20 protein-coding genes and 2 tRNA genes are annotated in these 16281 nt (G+C 46.4%); 15 read left to right on the forward strand and 7 right to left on the reverse strand.

Going from position 1 to position 16281, the window contains the following annotated elements; all coding sequences use genetic code 11:
• Positions 1–101: 101 nt before the first annotated feature.
• The 5 genes from dnaN to gyrA all read left to right on the forward strand — a co-directional run bounded on the left by dnaN (position 102) and on the right by gyrA (position 7312).
• Positions 102–1202 (forward strand): DNA polymerase III subunit beta, encoded by a 1101-nt coding sequence (dnaN, locus tag CHK_RS07635; RefSeq protein ID WP_046443429.1) that lies wholly within the window; start codon positions 102–104, stop codon positions 1200–1202.
• 63 nt (positions 1203–1265) lie between these two features.
• Positions 1266–2345, forward strand: a complete 1080-nt coding sequence (recF, locus tag CHK_RS07640) for a DNA replication/repair protein RecF (protein ID WP_059109720.1) — start codon at positions 1266–1268, stop codon at positions 2343–2345.
• A 198-nt stretch (positions 2346–2543) separates the two neighbouring features.
• Complete coding sequence (remB, locus tag CHK_RS07645) at positions 2544–2828, forward strand: extracellular matrix regulator RemB (protein ID WP_046443430.1); 285 nt, start codon at positions 2544–2546, stop codon at positions 2826–2828.
• Complete coding sequence (gene gyrB, locus CHK_RS07650) at positions 2828–4738, forward strand: DNA topoisomerase (ATP-hydrolyzing) subunit B (RefSeq protein WP_046443431.1); 1911 nt, start codon at positions 2828–2830, stop codon at positions 4736–4738. The genes remB and gyrB overlap by 1 nt, the downstream gene beginning before the upstream one ends.
• A 39-nt stretch (positions 4739–4777) precedes the next feature.
• A complete protein-coding gene (gene gyrA, locus CHK_RS07655; protein ID WP_082103454.1) occupies positions 4778–7312 on the forward strand; it encodes a DNA gyrase subunit A in 2535 nt (844 codons plus the stop codon).
• Positions 7313–7448: 136 nt separating this feature from the next.
• Here the strand turns inward: gyrA and CHK_RS15680 are convergent, their stop codons facing one another.
• From CHK_RS15680 to CHK_RS07670, 3 genes are all read right to left on the reverse strand, one after another.
• Positions 7449–8510 carry a nucleoside/nucleotide kinase family protein gene (locus tag CHK_RS15680; RefSeq protein ID WP_082103455.1) on the reverse strand — a complete coding sequence of 354 codons (1062 nt, stop codon included), beginning with the start codon at positions 8508–8510 and terminating at the stop codon, positions 7449–7451.
• A complete protein-coding gene (locus CHK_RS07665; RefSeq protein WP_046443432.1) occupies positions 8485–9027 on the reverse strand; it encodes an ECF transporter S component in 543 nt (180 codons plus the stop codon). Before CHK_RS07665 ends, CHK_RS15680 begins: the two co-directional genes overlap by 26 nt.
• 221 nt (positions 9028–9248) lie before the next feature.
• Positions 9249–9653, reverse strand: a complete 405-nt coding sequence (locus CHK_RS07670; RefSeq protein ID WP_046443433.1) for a DUF3842 family protein — start codon at positions 9651–9653, stop codon at positions 9249–9251.
• A gap of 206 nt (positions 9654–9859) precedes the next feature.
• Between CHK_RS07670 and CHK_RS07675 the strand changes: the two genes are divergently transcribed.
• The 3 genes from CHK_RS07675 to CHK_RS07685 all read left to right on the forward strand — a co-directional run bounded on the left by CHK_RS07675 (position 9860) and on the right by CHK_RS07685 (position 10967).
• Positions 9860–10417 (forward strand): sugar O-acetyltransferase, encoded by a 558-nt coding sequence (locus CHK_RS07675; RefSeq protein WP_131924776.1) that lies wholly within the window; start codon positions 9860–9862, stop codon positions 10415–10417.
• A gap of 152 nt (positions 10418–10569) precedes the next feature.
• Positions 10570–10660: transfer RNA gene (locus CHK_RS07680), tRNA-Ser, on the forward strand.
• A gap of 213 nt (positions 10661–10873) precedes the next feature.
• Positions 10874–10967, forward strand: a tRNA-Ser gene (locus CHK_RS07685).
• Between the two features lie 101 nt (positions 10968–11068).
• Here CHK_RS07685 and CHK_RS07690 read toward each other — a convergent pair.
• The 3 genes from CHK_RS07690 to CHK_RS07705 all read right to left on the reverse strand — a co-directional run bounded on the left by CHK_RS07690 (position 11069) and on the right by CHK_RS07705 (position 13451).
• Complete coding sequence (locus CHK_RS07690) at positions 11069–12154, reverse strand: tyrosine-type recombinase/integrase (RefSeq protein ID WP_046443435.1); 1086 nt, start codon at positions 12152–12154, stop codon at positions 11069–11071.
• Positions 12154–12657, reverse strand: coding sequence for a hypothetical protein (locus tag CHK_RS07695; RefSeq protein ID WP_046443436.1), 504 nt, complete (start codon positions 12655–12657; stop codon positions 12154–12156). Before CHK_RS07695 ends, CHK_RS07690 begins: the two co-directional genes overlap by 1 nt.
• 461 nt (positions 12658–13118) lie before the next feature.
• Positions 13119–13451, reverse strand: coding sequence for a helix-turn-helix domain-containing protein (locus tag CHK_RS07705; RefSeq protein ID WP_046443438.1), 333 nt, complete (start codon positions 13449–13451; stop codon positions 13119–13121).
• Positions 13452–13883: 432 nt separating this feature from the next.
• Between CHK_RS07705 and CHK_RS07710 the strand changes: the two genes are divergently transcribed.
• Complete coding sequence (locus tag CHK_RS07710; protein ID WP_046443439.1) at positions 13884–14105, forward strand: hypothetical protein; 222 nt, start codon at positions 13884–13886, stop codon at positions 14103–14105.
• A gap of 1 nt (position 14106) precedes the next feature.
• Here CHK_RS07710 and CHK_RS07715 read toward each other — a convergent pair whose 3' ends face one another.
• On the reverse strand, positions 14107–14484 hold the full coding sequence (locus CHK_RS07715) for a hypothetical protein (protein WP_046443440.1): 378 nt from the start codon (positions 14482–14484) through the stop codon (positions 14107–14109).
• A 159-nt stretch (positions 14485–14643) separates the two neighbouring features.
• On the opposite strand from CHK_RS07715, the gene CHK_RS07720 reads away from it, so the two are divergent.
• The 6 genes from CHK_RS07720 to CHK_RS07745 all read left to right on the forward strand — a co-directional run bounded on the left by CHK_RS07720 (position 14644) and on the right by CHK_RS07745 (position 16206).
• A complete protein-coding gene (locus CHK_RS07720; RefSeq protein WP_046443441.1) occupies positions 14644–14850 on the forward strand; it encodes a hypothetical protein in 207 nt (68 codons plus the stop codon).
• 42 nt (positions 14851–14892) lie between these two features.
• Positions 14893–15081, forward strand: a complete 189-nt coding sequence (locus tag CHK_RS07725; RefSeq protein ID WP_046443442.1) for a hypothetical protein — start codon at positions 14893–14895, stop codon at positions 15079–15081.
• A 118-nt stretch (positions 15082–15199) separates the two neighbouring features.
• Entirely contained in the window at positions 15200–15421 is a 222-nt protein-coding gene (locus CHK_RS07730; protein ID WP_046443443.1) for a hypothetical protein, read from the forward strand.
• Positions 15418–15600 (forward strand): hypothetical protein, encoded by a 183-nt coding sequence (locus tag CHK_RS07735; RefSeq protein ID WP_046443444.1) that lies wholly within the window; start codon positions 15418–15420, stop codon positions 15598–15600. Before CHK_RS07730 ends, CHK_RS07735 begins: the two co-directional genes overlap by 4 nt.
• Positions 15601–15787: 187 nt before the next feature.
• Entirely contained in the window at positions 15788–15991 is a 204-nt protein-coding gene (locus tag CHK_RS07740; protein WP_131924695.1) for a hypothetical protein, read from the forward strand.
• Positions 15991–16206 (forward strand): hypothetical protein, encoded by a 216-nt coding sequence (locus tag CHK_RS07745; RefSeq protein WP_046442471.1) that lies wholly within the window; start codon positions 15991–15993, stop codon positions 16204–16206. Before CHK_RS07740 ends, CHK_RS07745 begins: the two co-directional genes overlap by 1 nt.
• Positions 16207–16281 lie beyond the last annotated feature (75 nt).

Below are 16281 nucleotides of genomic sequence, written 5' to 3' on the forward strand. Positions count from 1 at the left end.
CTCGGCAGTCGCTGAAAAATGTGTTTTCCACAATATGCACACCCCCTAATACAACCAATAATACCTATATTAAGATATAAAAATAACGGAGGATTACCAAAATGCAATTTACGTGTGCAAAGGCTGATCTGCTCTCAGCGATCGGTACCGTCAACAGGGCGGCTTCAAAAATGCAAAAGACCATTCTGGAATGTATTCTTTTCTCCTGCGGGGAAAATACGATCACTTTAAAGGCAACTGATATTGCGCTTTCCATCAAAACAGAAATGAACGCGCAAATTGAAAAACAGGGAGATGCGGCAATCCCTGCCCGGCTTTTATATGAAATCATCAATCGTTTTCCGGAAAGCGACGTTACCTTCAGCAGCGTTGGAGAAAATTCAGTAGAGATCAGCTGCCTGAATTCAAAGGTCGTTCTCCAGCAAATGGATGCGGCGGAATTTCCTGTATTTCCGGAGCTGCAGGATGAGGAGCAGATTAAAATACAGCAAAATGTCCTTCGTGCAATGATCAACCAGACGCTGTTTGCCGCTGCGGTCAATGAGGATAAGCCAATATTGACAGGCCTGTTATTTGATATCAAAAAGGACAGCCTTACTGTTGTTGCGCTGGATGGATACCGTATGGCGGTACGTAAGCAGCCTGCGATTTCAGATATCGATAAGGAATGTGTAATACCCGCGCGCACCTTGCGTGAGGTTTCCAGGATTATCGACGATACGGATGAAAATATTAAAGTATCGATCAGCGGGAATATGGCGTTGTTTGAAGTAAATCATACGCAGATATTTACGCGTCTTCTGGAAGGCGAATATATTAAATACAGGAATCTGCTGCCCGCGGATTGCGCGACCAGCGTAAAGGTGGAAACGGGGATGCTTAAAGACAGTCTGGAACGTGCGTCGATCCTTGCGCGGGAAGGAAATAATAATGTCGTGAAATTTGAAATTAAGGAAAAAAACCTTGAAATCACCTCAAATTCGGAGATCGGTAATATTGACGAGCAGATACCCGTCCTGACGGAGGGGAAGGATCTCAAAATAGCGTTTAATGCAAAATATGTGCTCGACGTATTGAAAAATGTGGAGGAATCAGAGGTTCTGATGCAATTTAATACGGGAGTAAGCCCATGCGTGGTAAAGCAGGAAAATTCGGATGCGTACGATTACCTGATTTTGCCGGTACAGCTCAGGGAAGAATAGAAGACAGGATTTGAATAAATGGACCGGGGGCGCTGTTGGCGCCCTCTTTTTGAAAGGATTTTGATGTATCTTTCCCGGTTAAAACTGATTCATTTCAGGAATTATGAACAACTGAATGTAAAATTTTTTCCAGGGATTAATCTTCTGTATGGAAGCAATGCACAGGGAAAGACAAATGTGCTCGAGGCGATCCATATCTGTGGCAATGGAAAATCTTTTCGTGTGAATGCGGACAGCAAAACGATTATGGCGGGAACTACAGGCGCGTATCTTTATGCGGAGTATGTAACAGGCAGCGGAACGGGAAACATTGAGGTTTTACTGGAAAAAGACAGGAAAAAGAGTATCAAAATAGATGGAATCCCTGTCAGGAACGTAAAAGAACTGTTGGGAAATTTATATGTTGTGGTGTTTTCTCCTGAGGATATCAAAACGGCAAAGGAGGCTCCCTCCCTTCGCCGCGGTTTTCTTGATGGGGAAATCTCAAAAATCAGGCCTTCTTATGTGGATGCACTCAAAAATTATACAAAGATCATCGCTGAGAAAAACGCTGTGCTGCGCAGGAAAGAAGAAAAAAATAAAAAAACGTTACTGGAAGCCTATAACGAGCAGCTTTCCGGTTATATCAGAATCATACTGAAAAACAGGAAGGCATATGTAAAAAAACTCAACGAATATGTGAAAAAAACACATAGCGAGATATCCGGGGGCAGGGAACAGATCAAAATCACCTATAAGGAAACCATTCCGGAGGAAGAAATCAAAGAAACGCTTACAAGGCTGATACCAAAGGAAATAGCGGAGTTTGGCTGCGCCGCCGGGCCGCACAGGGACGATCTTGATATTACAATCAACGGAAAAGACGTCCGGATATTTGCTTCGCAGGGGCAGCTGAGGACGCTGATGCTCGCAATCAAGACGGCGTGCCTGCGGATTTTGGAGGAAAGCACGGGGGAAATGCCGGTGCTGCTTTTGGACGACGTGTTTTCCGAACTCGACGCAGCGCGTAAAAGAAATCTGCTCAATACGCTGCGTGGAATACAGGTTTTTATTACGACCGCAGATCCGGAGGAAACTCCTCCTGCAAAGGGAATCCACAGGTTTTTTGTGGAAAATGGAACCATAGAAGAACAAAAGGGATAATAATTTTCAAAAATAATGAGTTGAAAACTCACAATTCAGTTTTAGGGGCCTAAGAAGCCCTCAGACGCATTTTCAGGTATTGTAAATACCCCTCTACAAAGAATGTGGAAAACCCGATAAAATCGAAAAAAGGCTTTCAAAAAGCATATTAATGTGGTATAATAAACTTAGTATTCGTAGGATAGGCAGAGGTGTTTTATGATCTTGCATCTGGGTAACGATTATTTCGTGAAAACGAAAGATATCATTATGATTTTGGAGTATAAAGAGGCTGTGGCGAATGAAGAAACAAGCCTTTTTTTAAAGAGCGTTTTTCATAAGGATCTTTCTGACGGAGCGCCAAAATCAATCATAATTACACAAGAGGATGAGACTCAAAAGGCGTATTATTCCCCAATCTCTACGCGTACACTCCAGAGAAGGGGCAATACGCAGGAATTTTTGGACGACGCCTTTTTATTGAAGGAAAAAAGAGGGATTTAATGAGTAATTTAGAGGAGCATTACGACGAAAGTCAAATACAGATTTTAGAAGGACTGGAACCGGTCAGGAAAAGGCCGGGTATGTATATCGGTTCAACAGACCTGCGGGGCCTGCATCATCTGGTGTATGAGATCGTAGATAATTCGATCGACGAGGCCATGGCAGGTTTTTGTTCGGATATCCTTGTTGTGATCGAAAAGGATGGCAGCGTGTATGTCAGGGATAACGGACGCGGTATTCCGACAGGAATCCACCCGCAGGCGGGCGTTTCCACGCTTGAGGTTGCGCTTACCATGCTGCACGCAGGCGGAAAGTTCGGCGGGGATGGATACAAGGTTTCCGGCGGGCTGCACGGCGTGGGCGTTTCGGTTGTGAACGCGCTTTCGGAAAAGCTTGTGGCAACGGTACGCAGGGAAGGAAAAGTGCACCGTCAGGAATTTTCACGCGGGGTTGCAATAACAAAGCTCGACGTGACCGGGGACTGTGAGGAAACGGGAACGGAAATCCGTTTCTGGCCGGACGCGGATATTTTTGAGGACGTTCATTTTGATTATGATACGTTGCGCCGCAGGTTGCGGGAGATGGCGTTCCTGAACAGGGGAATCAGCATTACGCTCGAGGATTTGCGCGGGGACGAGCCGGTAAGGCAGAATTACTGCTATGAGGGCGGTATCAAATCCTTTGTGCAGCACCTGAATAAGAATAAAAATCCGTTGTTTGAAGAGCCGGTATATTTTTGCGCGGAAAAAGGGACCTCTGTGGTGGAGGTTGCGATGCAGTACAACGAAGGCTACGCGGAAAATATTTATTCCTTTGCAAATAACATTTCCACGCATGAGGGAGGCACGCATTTAAACGGTTTTAAAAATGCGCTGACGCGCGTTGTGAATGATTATGCGAGGCAGTATAAGCTTGTAAAAGAAAACGAGCCAACGCTTTCCGGAGAGGATATCCGCGAAGGCCTTACGGCAATTATCAGCGTAAAGCTTACGGAACCCCAGTTTGAAGGGCAGACGAAAACAAAGCTTGGCAACAGCGAAATGCGCGCATTGACGGATAGCACGGTAGCGGAAGGCCTCAGCACGTTCCTGGAGGAGAATCCGGCGACAGCAAAGGTGATCATTGAAAAATGCCTGACCGCAAAACGCGCAAGGGAGGCCGCGAAAAAAGCAAGGGAGCTGACACGCAGGAAAACTGCGCTTGAAAGCGCGGCGCTGCCGGGCAAGCTTGCGGACTGCTCGGAAAAAGATGCGAGCAAATGCGAAATATTCATCGTTGAGGGAGACAGCGCAGGCGGAAGCGCAAAACAGGGCAGGGACAGACGGTTCCAGGCGATCCTGCCGTTGCGTGGAAAAATACTGAATGTGGAAAAAGCGCGTCATGACAGGGCGCTTGCCAATAATGAGATCAAGGCCATGATTACCGCTTTCGGAGCGGGCATGGGCGAAGAATTTGATGTGGAAAAGCTGCGTTACCACAAAATTATCTGCATGACGGATGCCGACGTTGACGGAAGCCATATCCGCATCCTGATGCTGACGTTCTTCTACCGCTATATGCGCCCGCTGATCGAAAAGGGCTTTGTGTATATCGCGCAGCCGCCGCTTTACAAGGTGAGCAAAAAAGGTCTTGAAGATAAATATCTTTATAAAGACGAGGATTTGCAGGAATACCTGAAGGAGGTCGGCGACGGCGCCGCGATCCAGCGGTATAAAGGCCTGGGGGAAATGAACCCGGAGCAGCTTTGGGATACCACCATGGATCCGGATAAGCGCGTGCTTTTGCAGGTGGACATGGAAGACGCGATGGAAGTGGAAGAGACGTTCTCGATCCTGATGGGAGACAGTGTGGAACCGCGCCGCGACTTTATCGAGGAGAATGCGAAGCTGGTCGCGGATCTGGATATCTGATCATTGTATTGTTAATTAGGTGAGCAAAAGAGGTAATTTATTTTGGAGAAACCATTAAACAGCATTATACCCATAGACATCAACCAGGAAATGCAGAAATCGTTCATTGCCTATGCGATGGCGGTTATCATAAACAGGGCGCTTCCTGACGTAAGGGATGGACTAAAGCCCGTTCACAGGCGTATTTTATATTCTATGAGCGAGCTCAATATGTATCCGGACAAGCCTTACCGCAAAAGCGCGCGCCTGGTGGGCGACGTGCTTGGTAAATATCATCCCCACGGCGATACGGCGGTTTACGACGCAATGGTCAGGATGGCGCAGGATTTTTCCACGCGTTATATGCTGGTGGACGGACACGGAAACTTTGGTTCTGTGGACGGCGACGGCGCGGCGGCTATGCGTTACACGGAAGCACGTATGTCAAAGATTACGCTGGAGCTCCTGCGCGATATCGATAAGGATACGGTGGACTTCTATCCAAACTTTGACGAGACCTTGGAGCAGCCGGCGGTTTTGCCCGCGAGGTTTCCAAATCTGCTCGTAAACGGTACGGGCGGTATTGCGGTTGGTATGGCTACGAACATCCCGCCGCACAATATGGCGGAGACAATCAATGCAACGATAGCGCTGATCGATAATCCCGACATTTCGATCGACCAGCTGATCGACGTTATGCCCGGCCCGGATTTTCCGACCGGCGGCATCATTATGGGCGTGTCCGGCATCCGCTCGGCGTATAAAACAGGCCGCGGCAGGATTCGTGTACGTGCAAAGGCGGAAATTGAAAAGTATAACGAGGACAGGGAACGCATTGTGGTAACAGAGCTGCCCTATCAGGTCAATAAGGCCGCTCTGGTAGAAAAAATTGCGGAGCTTGTGCATGAAAAGCGGATCGACGGGATTTCAGACCTGCGCGACGAATCGGATAAATCCGGTATGCGCGTGGTCATCGAACTCAAACGCAATGCAAATGCGAATGTTGTGCTCAATCACCTGTACAAACACACGCAAATGCAGGATACGTTCGGCGTGATCATGCTTGCGCTTGTGGACAGCGAGCCGCGCGTTTTGAATTTAAAGCAGGTGCTGGAATATTATATTGAGCACCAGAAGGACGTTATTGTACGGCGCACCAAGTTTGAGCTGGAAAAGGCCCAAAAACGTGCGCATATATTGGAAGGGCTGATCATTGCCCTCGATAACATCGATGAAATCGTAAACCTGATCAAAAAATCTCCTGACGCGGCTTCCGCACGCGCGGCGCTGATCGAACGGTTCGGACTGTCAGAGATACAGGCACAGGCGATCCTCGATATGCGCCTGCAGCGCCTTACCGGACTCGAACGCGATAAGATCGAAGGAGAATACAGGGAAATACTGGCGAAGATCGATCATTTCAACAAGATTCTTTCCACGCCGCAGATGGTGCTTGACATCATCAAGGACGACCTGATTGAGATTCGCGATAAATATTCCGACGCGCGCCGTACGCAGATCACCTTTGACGAGGACGATATCGATATCGACGAGCTCATTGCGCGCGAGGATATGGTGGTGACGCTCACGCATTACGGCTATATCAAGCGCATCAGTCTGGAGACCTACCGCGCGCAGCGGCGCGGCGGCAGGGGCGTAACCGCGATGTCAACCCGCGAGGAGGACTTTGCGGAGCAGGTGTTTGTGACGTGTACGCATAACCAGCTGTTGTTCTTTACCAATAAGGGAAAGGTATACATGAAAAAATGTTACCAGATACCCGAGGCGGGAAGGACTGCAAAGGGAACCGCGATCGTTAATATGTTGAACCTTGATCCGGATGAAAAGATTTCCGCAGTGTTCCCAATCGAGAGCGAGATCGAAAAGGATTCGAACCTGATGATCGTTACAAAGCGCGGCGTCGTCAAGAAAACGCCGTTCACGGAATATTCCAATATCCGCCAGAACGGCTTGAAGGCAGTTAATTTAAGGGATGACGACGAGCTGATATCCGTCATGGAAACAGACGGCTCGAAGCAAATCATCGTGGGAACGCGCGACGGAATGTCGATTATCTTCAGTGAAGAAGACGTTCGCCCAATGGGCAGGGTTGCGACCGGCGTGCGGGCGATCAAGCTGCGCGCGGGAGACAGCGTAGTGGATGCGTGTATCTCAGAAAAAGACAAGCAGATACTTGTAATCACAGAAAAGGGCTATGGCAAACGCACGCTGGCAAGCGAATACAGGCTGCAGTCGCGCGGCGGTATTGGCCTCAAGTCCATGAACATTACAGATAAAACCGGAAAGCTGTGCGGCCTTAAGGTTGTGGACGGAACAGAGGATATCATGCTCATCAACGACGCGGGCGTGGTAATCCGCATGAGCGTAGAGGAAATATCGCTGATCGGGCGTTCTACGCAGGGTGTGCGCCTTATGCGTGTGGATGACGATACAAAGGTTGTGTGTGTGGCAAAGATCGTCGAGACTGAAAACGACGACGAGGAGCTCGAGGGCTGCGCTGAACAGGAAGACGGACAGGCGCCCAAGGCGGAAGAAACACCGGAAGCAGAGCCGGAAAGCGAAAAGACGGAATAAATTGTTTCATAAAAACGGTATGGCCTTGGTCATACCGTTTTTTGATGCGTTAAAGGATAGTCCATTTGCCTTCCTGCAGTTGGTAAAACATTTCCATCTGAATTTGAATAATTAAACGACAAAGCGCTCGCATAGTTCAAGTGTGTAAAATAAAATCACAGTGTTCACGGACAGAGCAGCCGTCAAAATAAAGCTGCTCCATTGGAATCCACCGTTTCAAAAAGATATCAAGGGCATGCGCGCCGTCGCGTTTCAAAATGCGGCGTTTTTGCTCGCGTGCATCTATGGATAAAAAAGAAGTCAAATCATACTGTGCGCGAAAACGCGGATGCAGGCTGTAGGAGCCCTCGATTAACGTGAGCTTTTTGGGGGAAACAATCCTTTTCCCGGAATACCCGCCTTTTTCACAGTCAAAAATATGGTAAGAAAAAGGAACTTCCTGCGAAAGAGGCAGGAGAACCTCCGTTTCAAAGCGTTCATAATGGATGTTTCCGCCAGGCTCCCGCAGCCGTGCTTCGTTCCGCAGGGCGGGCGGCAGGAAAAAGTCGTCCATATGGATTATGTTCAGGTCGAAAAGATCGCCAAGCAATGCGGCTGCAGTCGTTTTACCCGCGGCTGCATTTCCGTCGATTGCAACGATAACGTGCTGCTTTTGTTTCAGCAGAAGGCCGATCCTGCAAATAAGAGGCAATAACTGCATGTAGCGTTTACAAACAACGCGGTATGCCGGATGGTAAGCGCTCACATAGCCGGCGCTGTGGCTCACCGCAGGATAGCCTGCCTCTCGATATTGCCTGAGGTAGCAATCCAAATCCGATATAGAGAATGTAAAAATATGTTCCGCAGCCATCCCACGTAAAATGGCGAGTTTGTCCTGAAAGGCTTCCTGCGTCCCATGGGCATGCTTTGACGAGGCAATGAAGATCCTGTTCAAAAGCTCCAAAGAAAGCTTCTGACGGACTGCTGGCGACAAATAGAGCCTCTCGTAGCCATTTCCGATATCCTCGCGCAACGGGCTGCCTGCATCCGCTGCAAGAGAGGCAGCCTCAGCCCGTAAGCGCTGAAGGCTCAGGGCCTCGTCTGTAACGAGGTGCCCGCCGCCAAACTCGTGCTGGTACAGTAGCTTGACCACATCGCAGGGCTGCATCAGCGGGTATTTATGCGCGTGTGCCTTAACCAGCGTGACGAAGGGATTCATGGTTAATCAGCCTTGCTTTTTGCAGGGCAAAAACAAGAATTGGAATTACGACCAGCTGTATAATGATACCGGGGATCGAAGTCACAAAAGCGGACGTCAGCCAGATTTGCATAGAATAATCCCCGGCCTGGAAAATCAGCGAATTCAGGATACCGTAGGTGACGCGTCCACAGATCATTGCCCCAATCAGGGAAATATAGATGTTTGCGATGTTGTGCTTTGTATTCACCACGCGCAGTAGGATTCCGGAAACCAGCCCGTATACCGCAAGCTCGCACAGCATCCCGGGGAGATAGCCCATTGGGGGCATTCCGGTGATAAGGCTGGATAACAACGGCGCAAGCACGCCGCATGCAAGCCCGTAGTAAGGCCCGCAAATCAGCCCGCACAGCAAAACGGGGATGTGCATCGGCAAAAAGATGCTGCCGGCATTTGGAATCGAGTGAAAGGCAACCGGCAGAACAATACCAAGCGCAATACACAAAGCTGTCATAATCAGGTTTTTTGTATGATTCATAATAATACCTCCAAACAGAAAAGATGACGTAAAAAAAGATACCGGCTTTCTTCTGAAAGCTGATATCTTCCTGATATCATCCATAATCATTTTATAAAGATTAAAAAACTTTAAGGGCTATAGGGATATCCGGCTTCTGCCGGCAGGCATTGGCTTCGTGCCAACGACAGATTCAGTATAATAAAATTTGTTGTTTGTGTCAATGGTATGACCAAAACCCGTCAGCCGAGATCCTTCAGGGCGGCCACCGCATATTGGATTAAGTCTGTAATGGTCTGCCCCTGTGTGCCCGCTACGATTGCGCCGCATTTATTGATGGGAATCAATATTTTTTGTGCTGTACTGCTTCCTACCGCTGCCGACATCGCGGGAGTAATCTCACCAAAAAGGGCGTCCGCAAGCACAATGCCAATCGGGCCAATGATCACATCGGCGCTACGGCAACCTACGATTACGGCGTTTTCACCGGTTGCGGCGTTTTTTGCGCCGCCTTTCATCATATTTGAGGTTGCAGTGCTGTTTGTACCTACTGCAAGGATTTCCGCCCCGGAAACACTGGCCAAAATCGTTTCGATCAGTTGTCGGCCGATTTTTCCGCCTTGTCCGTCAATCACCAATATTTTCAAAATGACGCTCCTTCGCGTACCTTTTATTGAACAAACGGGTACTATATCCATTTTACCACAGCCGTAAAAACAATGGCAATGGAAAAAACCGCATTGCGAAGCGGGTTACCGGCAAGCGAAAAACGCTGTGAAAATAAACGTTCAAAATAACAAAATATAGCGGTCAAATGGTATAATAGAGGGGATTTTTGATTGAGAAAGGGAGCATAAATATGACAGAAAAAGAAAAGATGCTGCGCGGCGAACTTTATCTTGCATGCGATCCGCAGCTTTCCTCTGAGCACAGGCGTTCTTTAAAGCTGTGCAGGGAATATAACGATACAGATCCGACAGACGATCAGGAGCTTGACAGGATTATTCGCGAGCTTGTCCATGTGGATGGAGACAGAGTGGTGGTAAAGCAGCCGATCCGGTTTGATTACGGATGCAATACCTATTTTGGAAACAACGTATACATCAACTATGGCGTGCAAATCCTTGACGTTTGTGAGGTTCGCATTGGAAACGACGTCCTGATTGCGCCAAACGTTCAGATATTGGCTGCCTGCCATCCGCTCGATCCTGAGGAGCGCAGAAGCGGAAAGGAATTTGGAAAGCCGATCACAATCGGCGATAATGCCTGGATTGGCGGAGGCGTGATTATTTGTCCGGGCGTTAAGATCGGTGAGAATGCCGTGATTGGTGCGGGCAGCGTGGTCACAAAGGATATTCCGGCGAACTGCGTAGCAGCAGGCAATCCGTGCAAGATCATGAAAAAGATTTGAAGCCGCCGGTCATTTTAGGCGGGAAGAAAAAGCTGTAAAACCGCAGGGATACCGTATCATTAGAGAGCGGCTTTATCATGACACAGTATTCCTGCGGTTTTCTATTGACAATAAAGGAATCTCTTTGATATAATATTAAAGCGTATTTGAATGGAGAGATGTCCGAGTGGCTTATGGTGACGGTCTTGAAAACCGTTGTGCGTTAGTAGCGCACCTAGGGTTCAAATCCCTATCTCTCCGCCATTTTTTACTGAATGGGAGAGGGGGAAGACGCGGGACCAATGGTTCGTCCTATCCACTCCGCCATTTTACTGAATGGGAGAAGGGGAAGACAGGAAACGTAAGACTGCGGTTCGGTTTATCCCCGTTGCCGCTTTTTATTCGCGAAGGATGGGAAACGCAGGATCTGTGGTAGAGCCTATCTGTCAACAAAGTAAATAAAGATAAAATTCAGTTGGAGAAGTACCCAAGTACGGCTGAAGGGGCTCCCCTGCTAAGGGAGTAGGCTGAGGTAATCGGCGCCGGGGTTCAAATCCCCGCTTCTCCGCCAAACCCGCTTGTATAGCGGGTTTTTTGTTGCTTTCGTTTCATGCTAAAGTGGCGTAAAGAATCATAAAAAATCATCCTATTACACACGCTATTACACACATATTAATTGCGCTTAAAAGTATTGACAGCATCCAACATCGACTTGGTATCTGGATGGATATATCTTTGAGTGGTAGAAATGTTCGCGTGCCGCATTACCTTTTTTATGACGGCCGGCGCAACTTTATTTCCAAGCGCTAGTGCTGTTGCTGTTGTGTGCCGACATGCGTAAGGTGTCAAATCCCTGCATTGTGCAGCGCGAAGCGTTTCATCAAATTTGTCGTAGAAGTCATTGCGCTTCATATCAAGTAAAAAATCCGTTTTGGATAAAGTGAGCAAATTTTTCAACACTGGCTCGATAATGTCACAAATCATAAGCGGCGTCTTTTTACGTTGCTTTGTTTTCAGGCCACAGCCGATGATTGTCCGGTCATCAAAATTGACCATATCCTTTTTACACAGCAAAAGCTCCCCTGGCATCATTCCAGTGTATATCATCAACAAAATGTATCCAGCCCAATGATCCGCCTCGTAATACTCCCACAATTTATTCAGTTCGTCTTCTGTAAAAGGCTCAGGCTCTGTTTCGTTGAGCTCAGGCAGGATGATAAACTGAGATAGGTTAACAGAAACCTCTTGCTGAGCCATTGCCATTTTATAGAAGTGCGAAAGCAATGACTTCATATCGCGTGCCGTATAAAATGAAGCAGCTTTTTTGTTTACACAGGCCTGTATTGTCTCGATTGTGAGATCGCGCATATTGATCGCGCGGATATCTTCTAGGCGCTTATACGCTATTTTATAAGCGGTTTGCTTACTATCTGACAATTTAAGCATAGCGTTATCCTTATAGACGGCCCAAAGGCTCGCAATCGTTGAATCCTTGCGTTTTTCTTTTAAAGATGCGATATATTCAAGTGCATCCTTACGCCTCGCAAAACCGCCCTTGCGCTTCGCTGTGCGGATTCCTCCGGCGCGACACTCAATAGCCGCAACCCATGTATTTCCACGTTTATATACGCTTCCCTGTCCATTTCCGCGCTTTTTGACATTACGACCATATGTTGACTGCTTGGTACCGCAAATATGGCAATAAACGGCTTCTGGAGGCAATTCAGTTTTGCATTTTTTGCAGAATTTTGTTTCCATTATTTCCTCCTGCGACGGTCTTTTTTGATGTTGAATGGGTTCCAGTATATGCAGTGTTGCCCGAAATACGTGACAAGACCGTATTTTCGGTAGCAAATATCGATGCCTTTTACAAGGGCCTCCAGGGGGATTTCAAGGTAGTCAGCCAATGACATTGGCGTATTATTTCCATGATCGTAAGCTTCGACAAGCTTGTCGAGCGACATGATCCGCTCAACCCAGTCCCGATCAGCAAGTATTTCATACCTTTTTTGAATCCAGGCTGGAGCATCAAACAGGTTTCGGATACAACTGTGGTGATGCCCGAGCTCGTGAGCCTTAATATAATTGGTTTCTAGCGTCGAAGTTATACTTTTATTGATTGTTATTACAGGACAGGTGAGATCATCCGTGTTAAAATACAATCCGTCCGTACTGGAGTGATTGAAAAAGCGCCGTTCAAGTGCAATTCCTTCATCGTAAATCTGCTGATCTAAAGCATCTTCTAATCTAAGTGCATACATTGTTCATCCCCTCACTTAGGTTAATTTTACAACAGGAGAGTTACATTTACGGTATAAAATAATGGAATATCAAGACTTTTTTGACGCAAATATTTTTGTTACAACAAACTAGAATTATATATCAATAAAATTATAAAAATAATACTAATTATTAAAAGAACACCAAAAGGTAGCGAACGAAGATACTGTTTATTCTTTTTTGTACGATTCAAGGCGTAACTATTGTTATCGGGTACTTGATCCGAGTGAGTTGAGTACCAAAGCTTATTTTCCTTTATTCTACGCAAATCCATTAAATATTCGATAAAAATGACGACGAGATTTATGGTAAATGCAAGTGTAAGGAGCCCCATTATCAAAAATAAAAAAAAGGGGATGCGGATAAATGTAGAATCGAAAAGAAACATAATTTGACCTCGCATTCGTAATATTTCGCATCAAAAAAAACAGATAGTCTGTGATCACTTCTTGCCGTACTTCTGTAATAGATACTGCTTGTATTCATCTAATTCCCGCCGGCCTTCTTCGCTGAGATTTCCATAAAAATCCTCATCCTTGGAGCTTGCGGCAAAAATTTCTCCCACGGGAGAGGGATTGTCGCTGCGACCTAACAGGTAATCAACGGACACGCCGAAATAATCGGCAACTTTAGCAAGCATTTCCCCGGACGGAATTGTACCGCGCTTTTTCCAATTAAAGACGGCATCTTTGCTGAATCCGAGGTCGAGAGACATTTTCGTTGCAGATACACCCTTCTCTTTTAATAATACTTCTAATCTTTCTAAAAAATTCATTTGCAAAACCTTTCATTGACATCCGTCATCTGACGGATTTATAATATACTTAACCTCATAGAGGACGGAACGGAGGAACCGGGGAACAAGCGCGGAGCTACCCGCGCTGACCTCGTCGCATTTATGCCCTGTACGCCTTGCATAATTGGCTATACTGGTATCGTAAGCCTTTTAAGCGGGTAGTAGCTCACCCGCCGCTTGGAGCGTGCTATGACTTAGGCGGTTGCGACTCCGCCAAAAGAGCTTTAAACGTCCCCATAACTCATAACGGCGTGACCATATGGGTTGGTATCACCTAAGGTCACCGCCACAGGGCGCGGGGGACGAAACATTGGAAGAGAAAAGCTTATCGTAAAGCTGATCATTTTAAACTCCCTCCTTTCCGTCCTCTATTATGAGGACAAACTATTTAACCACGAAGGATAAAATACTATGACTGAAATAGAAAATTCTATTGCGATTCTGGCAATGATTATTAACATCATTCTTATAGCGATTTTGGCATACCTAGTTATTTCTGAACTCATACTACCAGGAATACGCCACGAAATCCAAAAAAGGAATGATAAAAAATATCCTGCTGGCAAATGCCGTATCGATTTTGGTAAATTGATGGACGAAGAATGGGAGCGACACAAAAACGATCCAAAATAAATCACTTCATCGCCTGTTTCAATTCCTCCTCAATCACGCTGATTAAGCAATTCACATCGTCATTGATACTGAACGGTTCATTCTGCCCGGATTTACGCTTTTCCGCAATTTTCCGTAACTTTTCTTCAAAATTTTCCAAGGCGACAGCTGCATCGGTGCTGCAAACGGCGCGAACATATGCACAGGCAACCATGAGATCACCGATAGAAACAGATTCACCCGGCGCGGAATAATTACATGATAGTCTTAAGAGGTTGAATAAAGCCTCTTTTTTATATTCCAGCAAGCGGTTTTTCTTTTTAAATTTCAATTCAGAAACTAAGGCAAAAATGGAGCAAACTGCTGCAATACAGGCGGCAATCAGCGTTCCGACTTCCAAAATATCACTCCTATAAAAATAATTCCGTCAAATGACGAATTTGTTGTTGACATCCGTCATTTGACGGAATATAATAAAGACAACAAAAGGTTGAACAACGCTCAACCCTAACCAGAGAATAGCACAGGAAAATTAAAAAAGCAATAGGAGAGTGGAAAAATGCAGGATATCAAGGCAAGGCTGGCGAGACTGGATAAATCGCAGACCAAATTATTGAAGGCGCTGCACCGCAGGGGGTTCCCGAGACTTTCATATGTGATGCTTAACGACTACATCAACGAGAAGCGGCTGGGAAAACAGGGAGACGAGGTTTTGAAAGAGTCGGACAGGATCATATCTGAATGGGAGAAGCAGGAATCGGCATAAGAAGACAAATAAAAAAAGCTAAAGTAGAAGGGAGCGATAAAAATGCCGAAAGCAAGGATTGTTCGTGCACATGATGCAGTAACAGAGCTTGAAACCCTTAAAGAGGAGAAGATATTTCTGCAAAATCGTGAATGTGAGCAGGAAGGCGAATCCATAGTGAAACAATGGATTGAGCAAATAGACGAAGATATCAAAAGAAATTCTATGAAAACGGAAGAAAAATCGAGTTAAATTTTTCAAAAATGGCAGCAAGATTTGCAAAATGCCACTAAGAATTTTCAAAAAAATAAAATCGCGAAATATCGACTTTGTGAAAAAACATAGAACAGGATAGCATAGGGGAAACAAAATGACACTGCAAGAGATTAAAAAGACAAATAAAGATATATTGCGCGCCTCTGACGTGGCTGATTTGCTGGAATCTGATCCGCAAGATATACGCGATCAGGCGCACCGCGATCCGTCAAAGCTAGGATTTCCGGTAATTGTTACAGGCTCAAGAGTCAAGATTCCGCGGGAGGGATTCTTATATTTTATGCGATATGGATATGCGAAAGGAGGCACACCATGAACTTTAAAATCGAACCGGTAACGCCATTTCAGAGGGTGTATGACAGGAACAGGAAACTTAAAACTGATTTGCTGAAATTCGCAAACGGTAAGGACAGGCCCGCCCCACTTCCGGTATTGGGGGTAATCAAGGGCAAAGTAAAAGCCGCAGGAGCAGGCACTCCCACGGCAGGAAAATAAAGATCACACAATATTTTCGCCTTAAGTATAAGGCAGAAAGGACAGGAAGTCAAATGCTGATATCGGTAAACATAGATAGCGCAAACGAAATTGAAAAGCCAGAGGTGCGTGAAGAGATAGACCGATTGATCGCTAAGTATGGAGCAGAGACTGGGGAATGTGAAAAATGAAAGAGGGATATGCAGATATGTTAGTTTATGAAGCAACAAAAGCGGTTAGCCCGCAGCTTGAAAAAGAAGAGGGGCGGTTATTGGGGCTGGAGGCAGAATTATTTGCGGTAGAAGAACTGGAATTTTTATCCTCAGACCTGAAGGATGATATGAAGGATTATTACGAAAACGAGATAGCCGCGTGCAAGAGGAATATCAGGTACTTTGAGGGGTGTGCGTAATGTTTGAAAAAGGAGTCCGGTATTATACCGAGGGGAAACTGGTATTGAAAGTGCCGTTTCCGGAAGACCAGGTATATTGCAGGTGGTGCCCGTGGTGCAGGCCGCAAAGGGGAATAGACCGCCATCGATGTGAAATTACCAATGAAATACTATACAACATCGATTTTCGCGGGGACGGGTGCCCGGTGGAAGTGGAAGGAATGGAGGAACGGTAAATGGACAAAATTATTCTGGAAATACACAGGCCCGTTCCGATCACGGTGGACCGTGTGCGTATCGATGAGGAAGCG

Source organism: Christensenella hongkongensis, from assembly GCF_000981035.1.
Lineage (GTDB): Bacteria > Bacillota > Clostridia > Christensenellales > Christensenellaceae > Christensenella > Christensenella hongkongensis.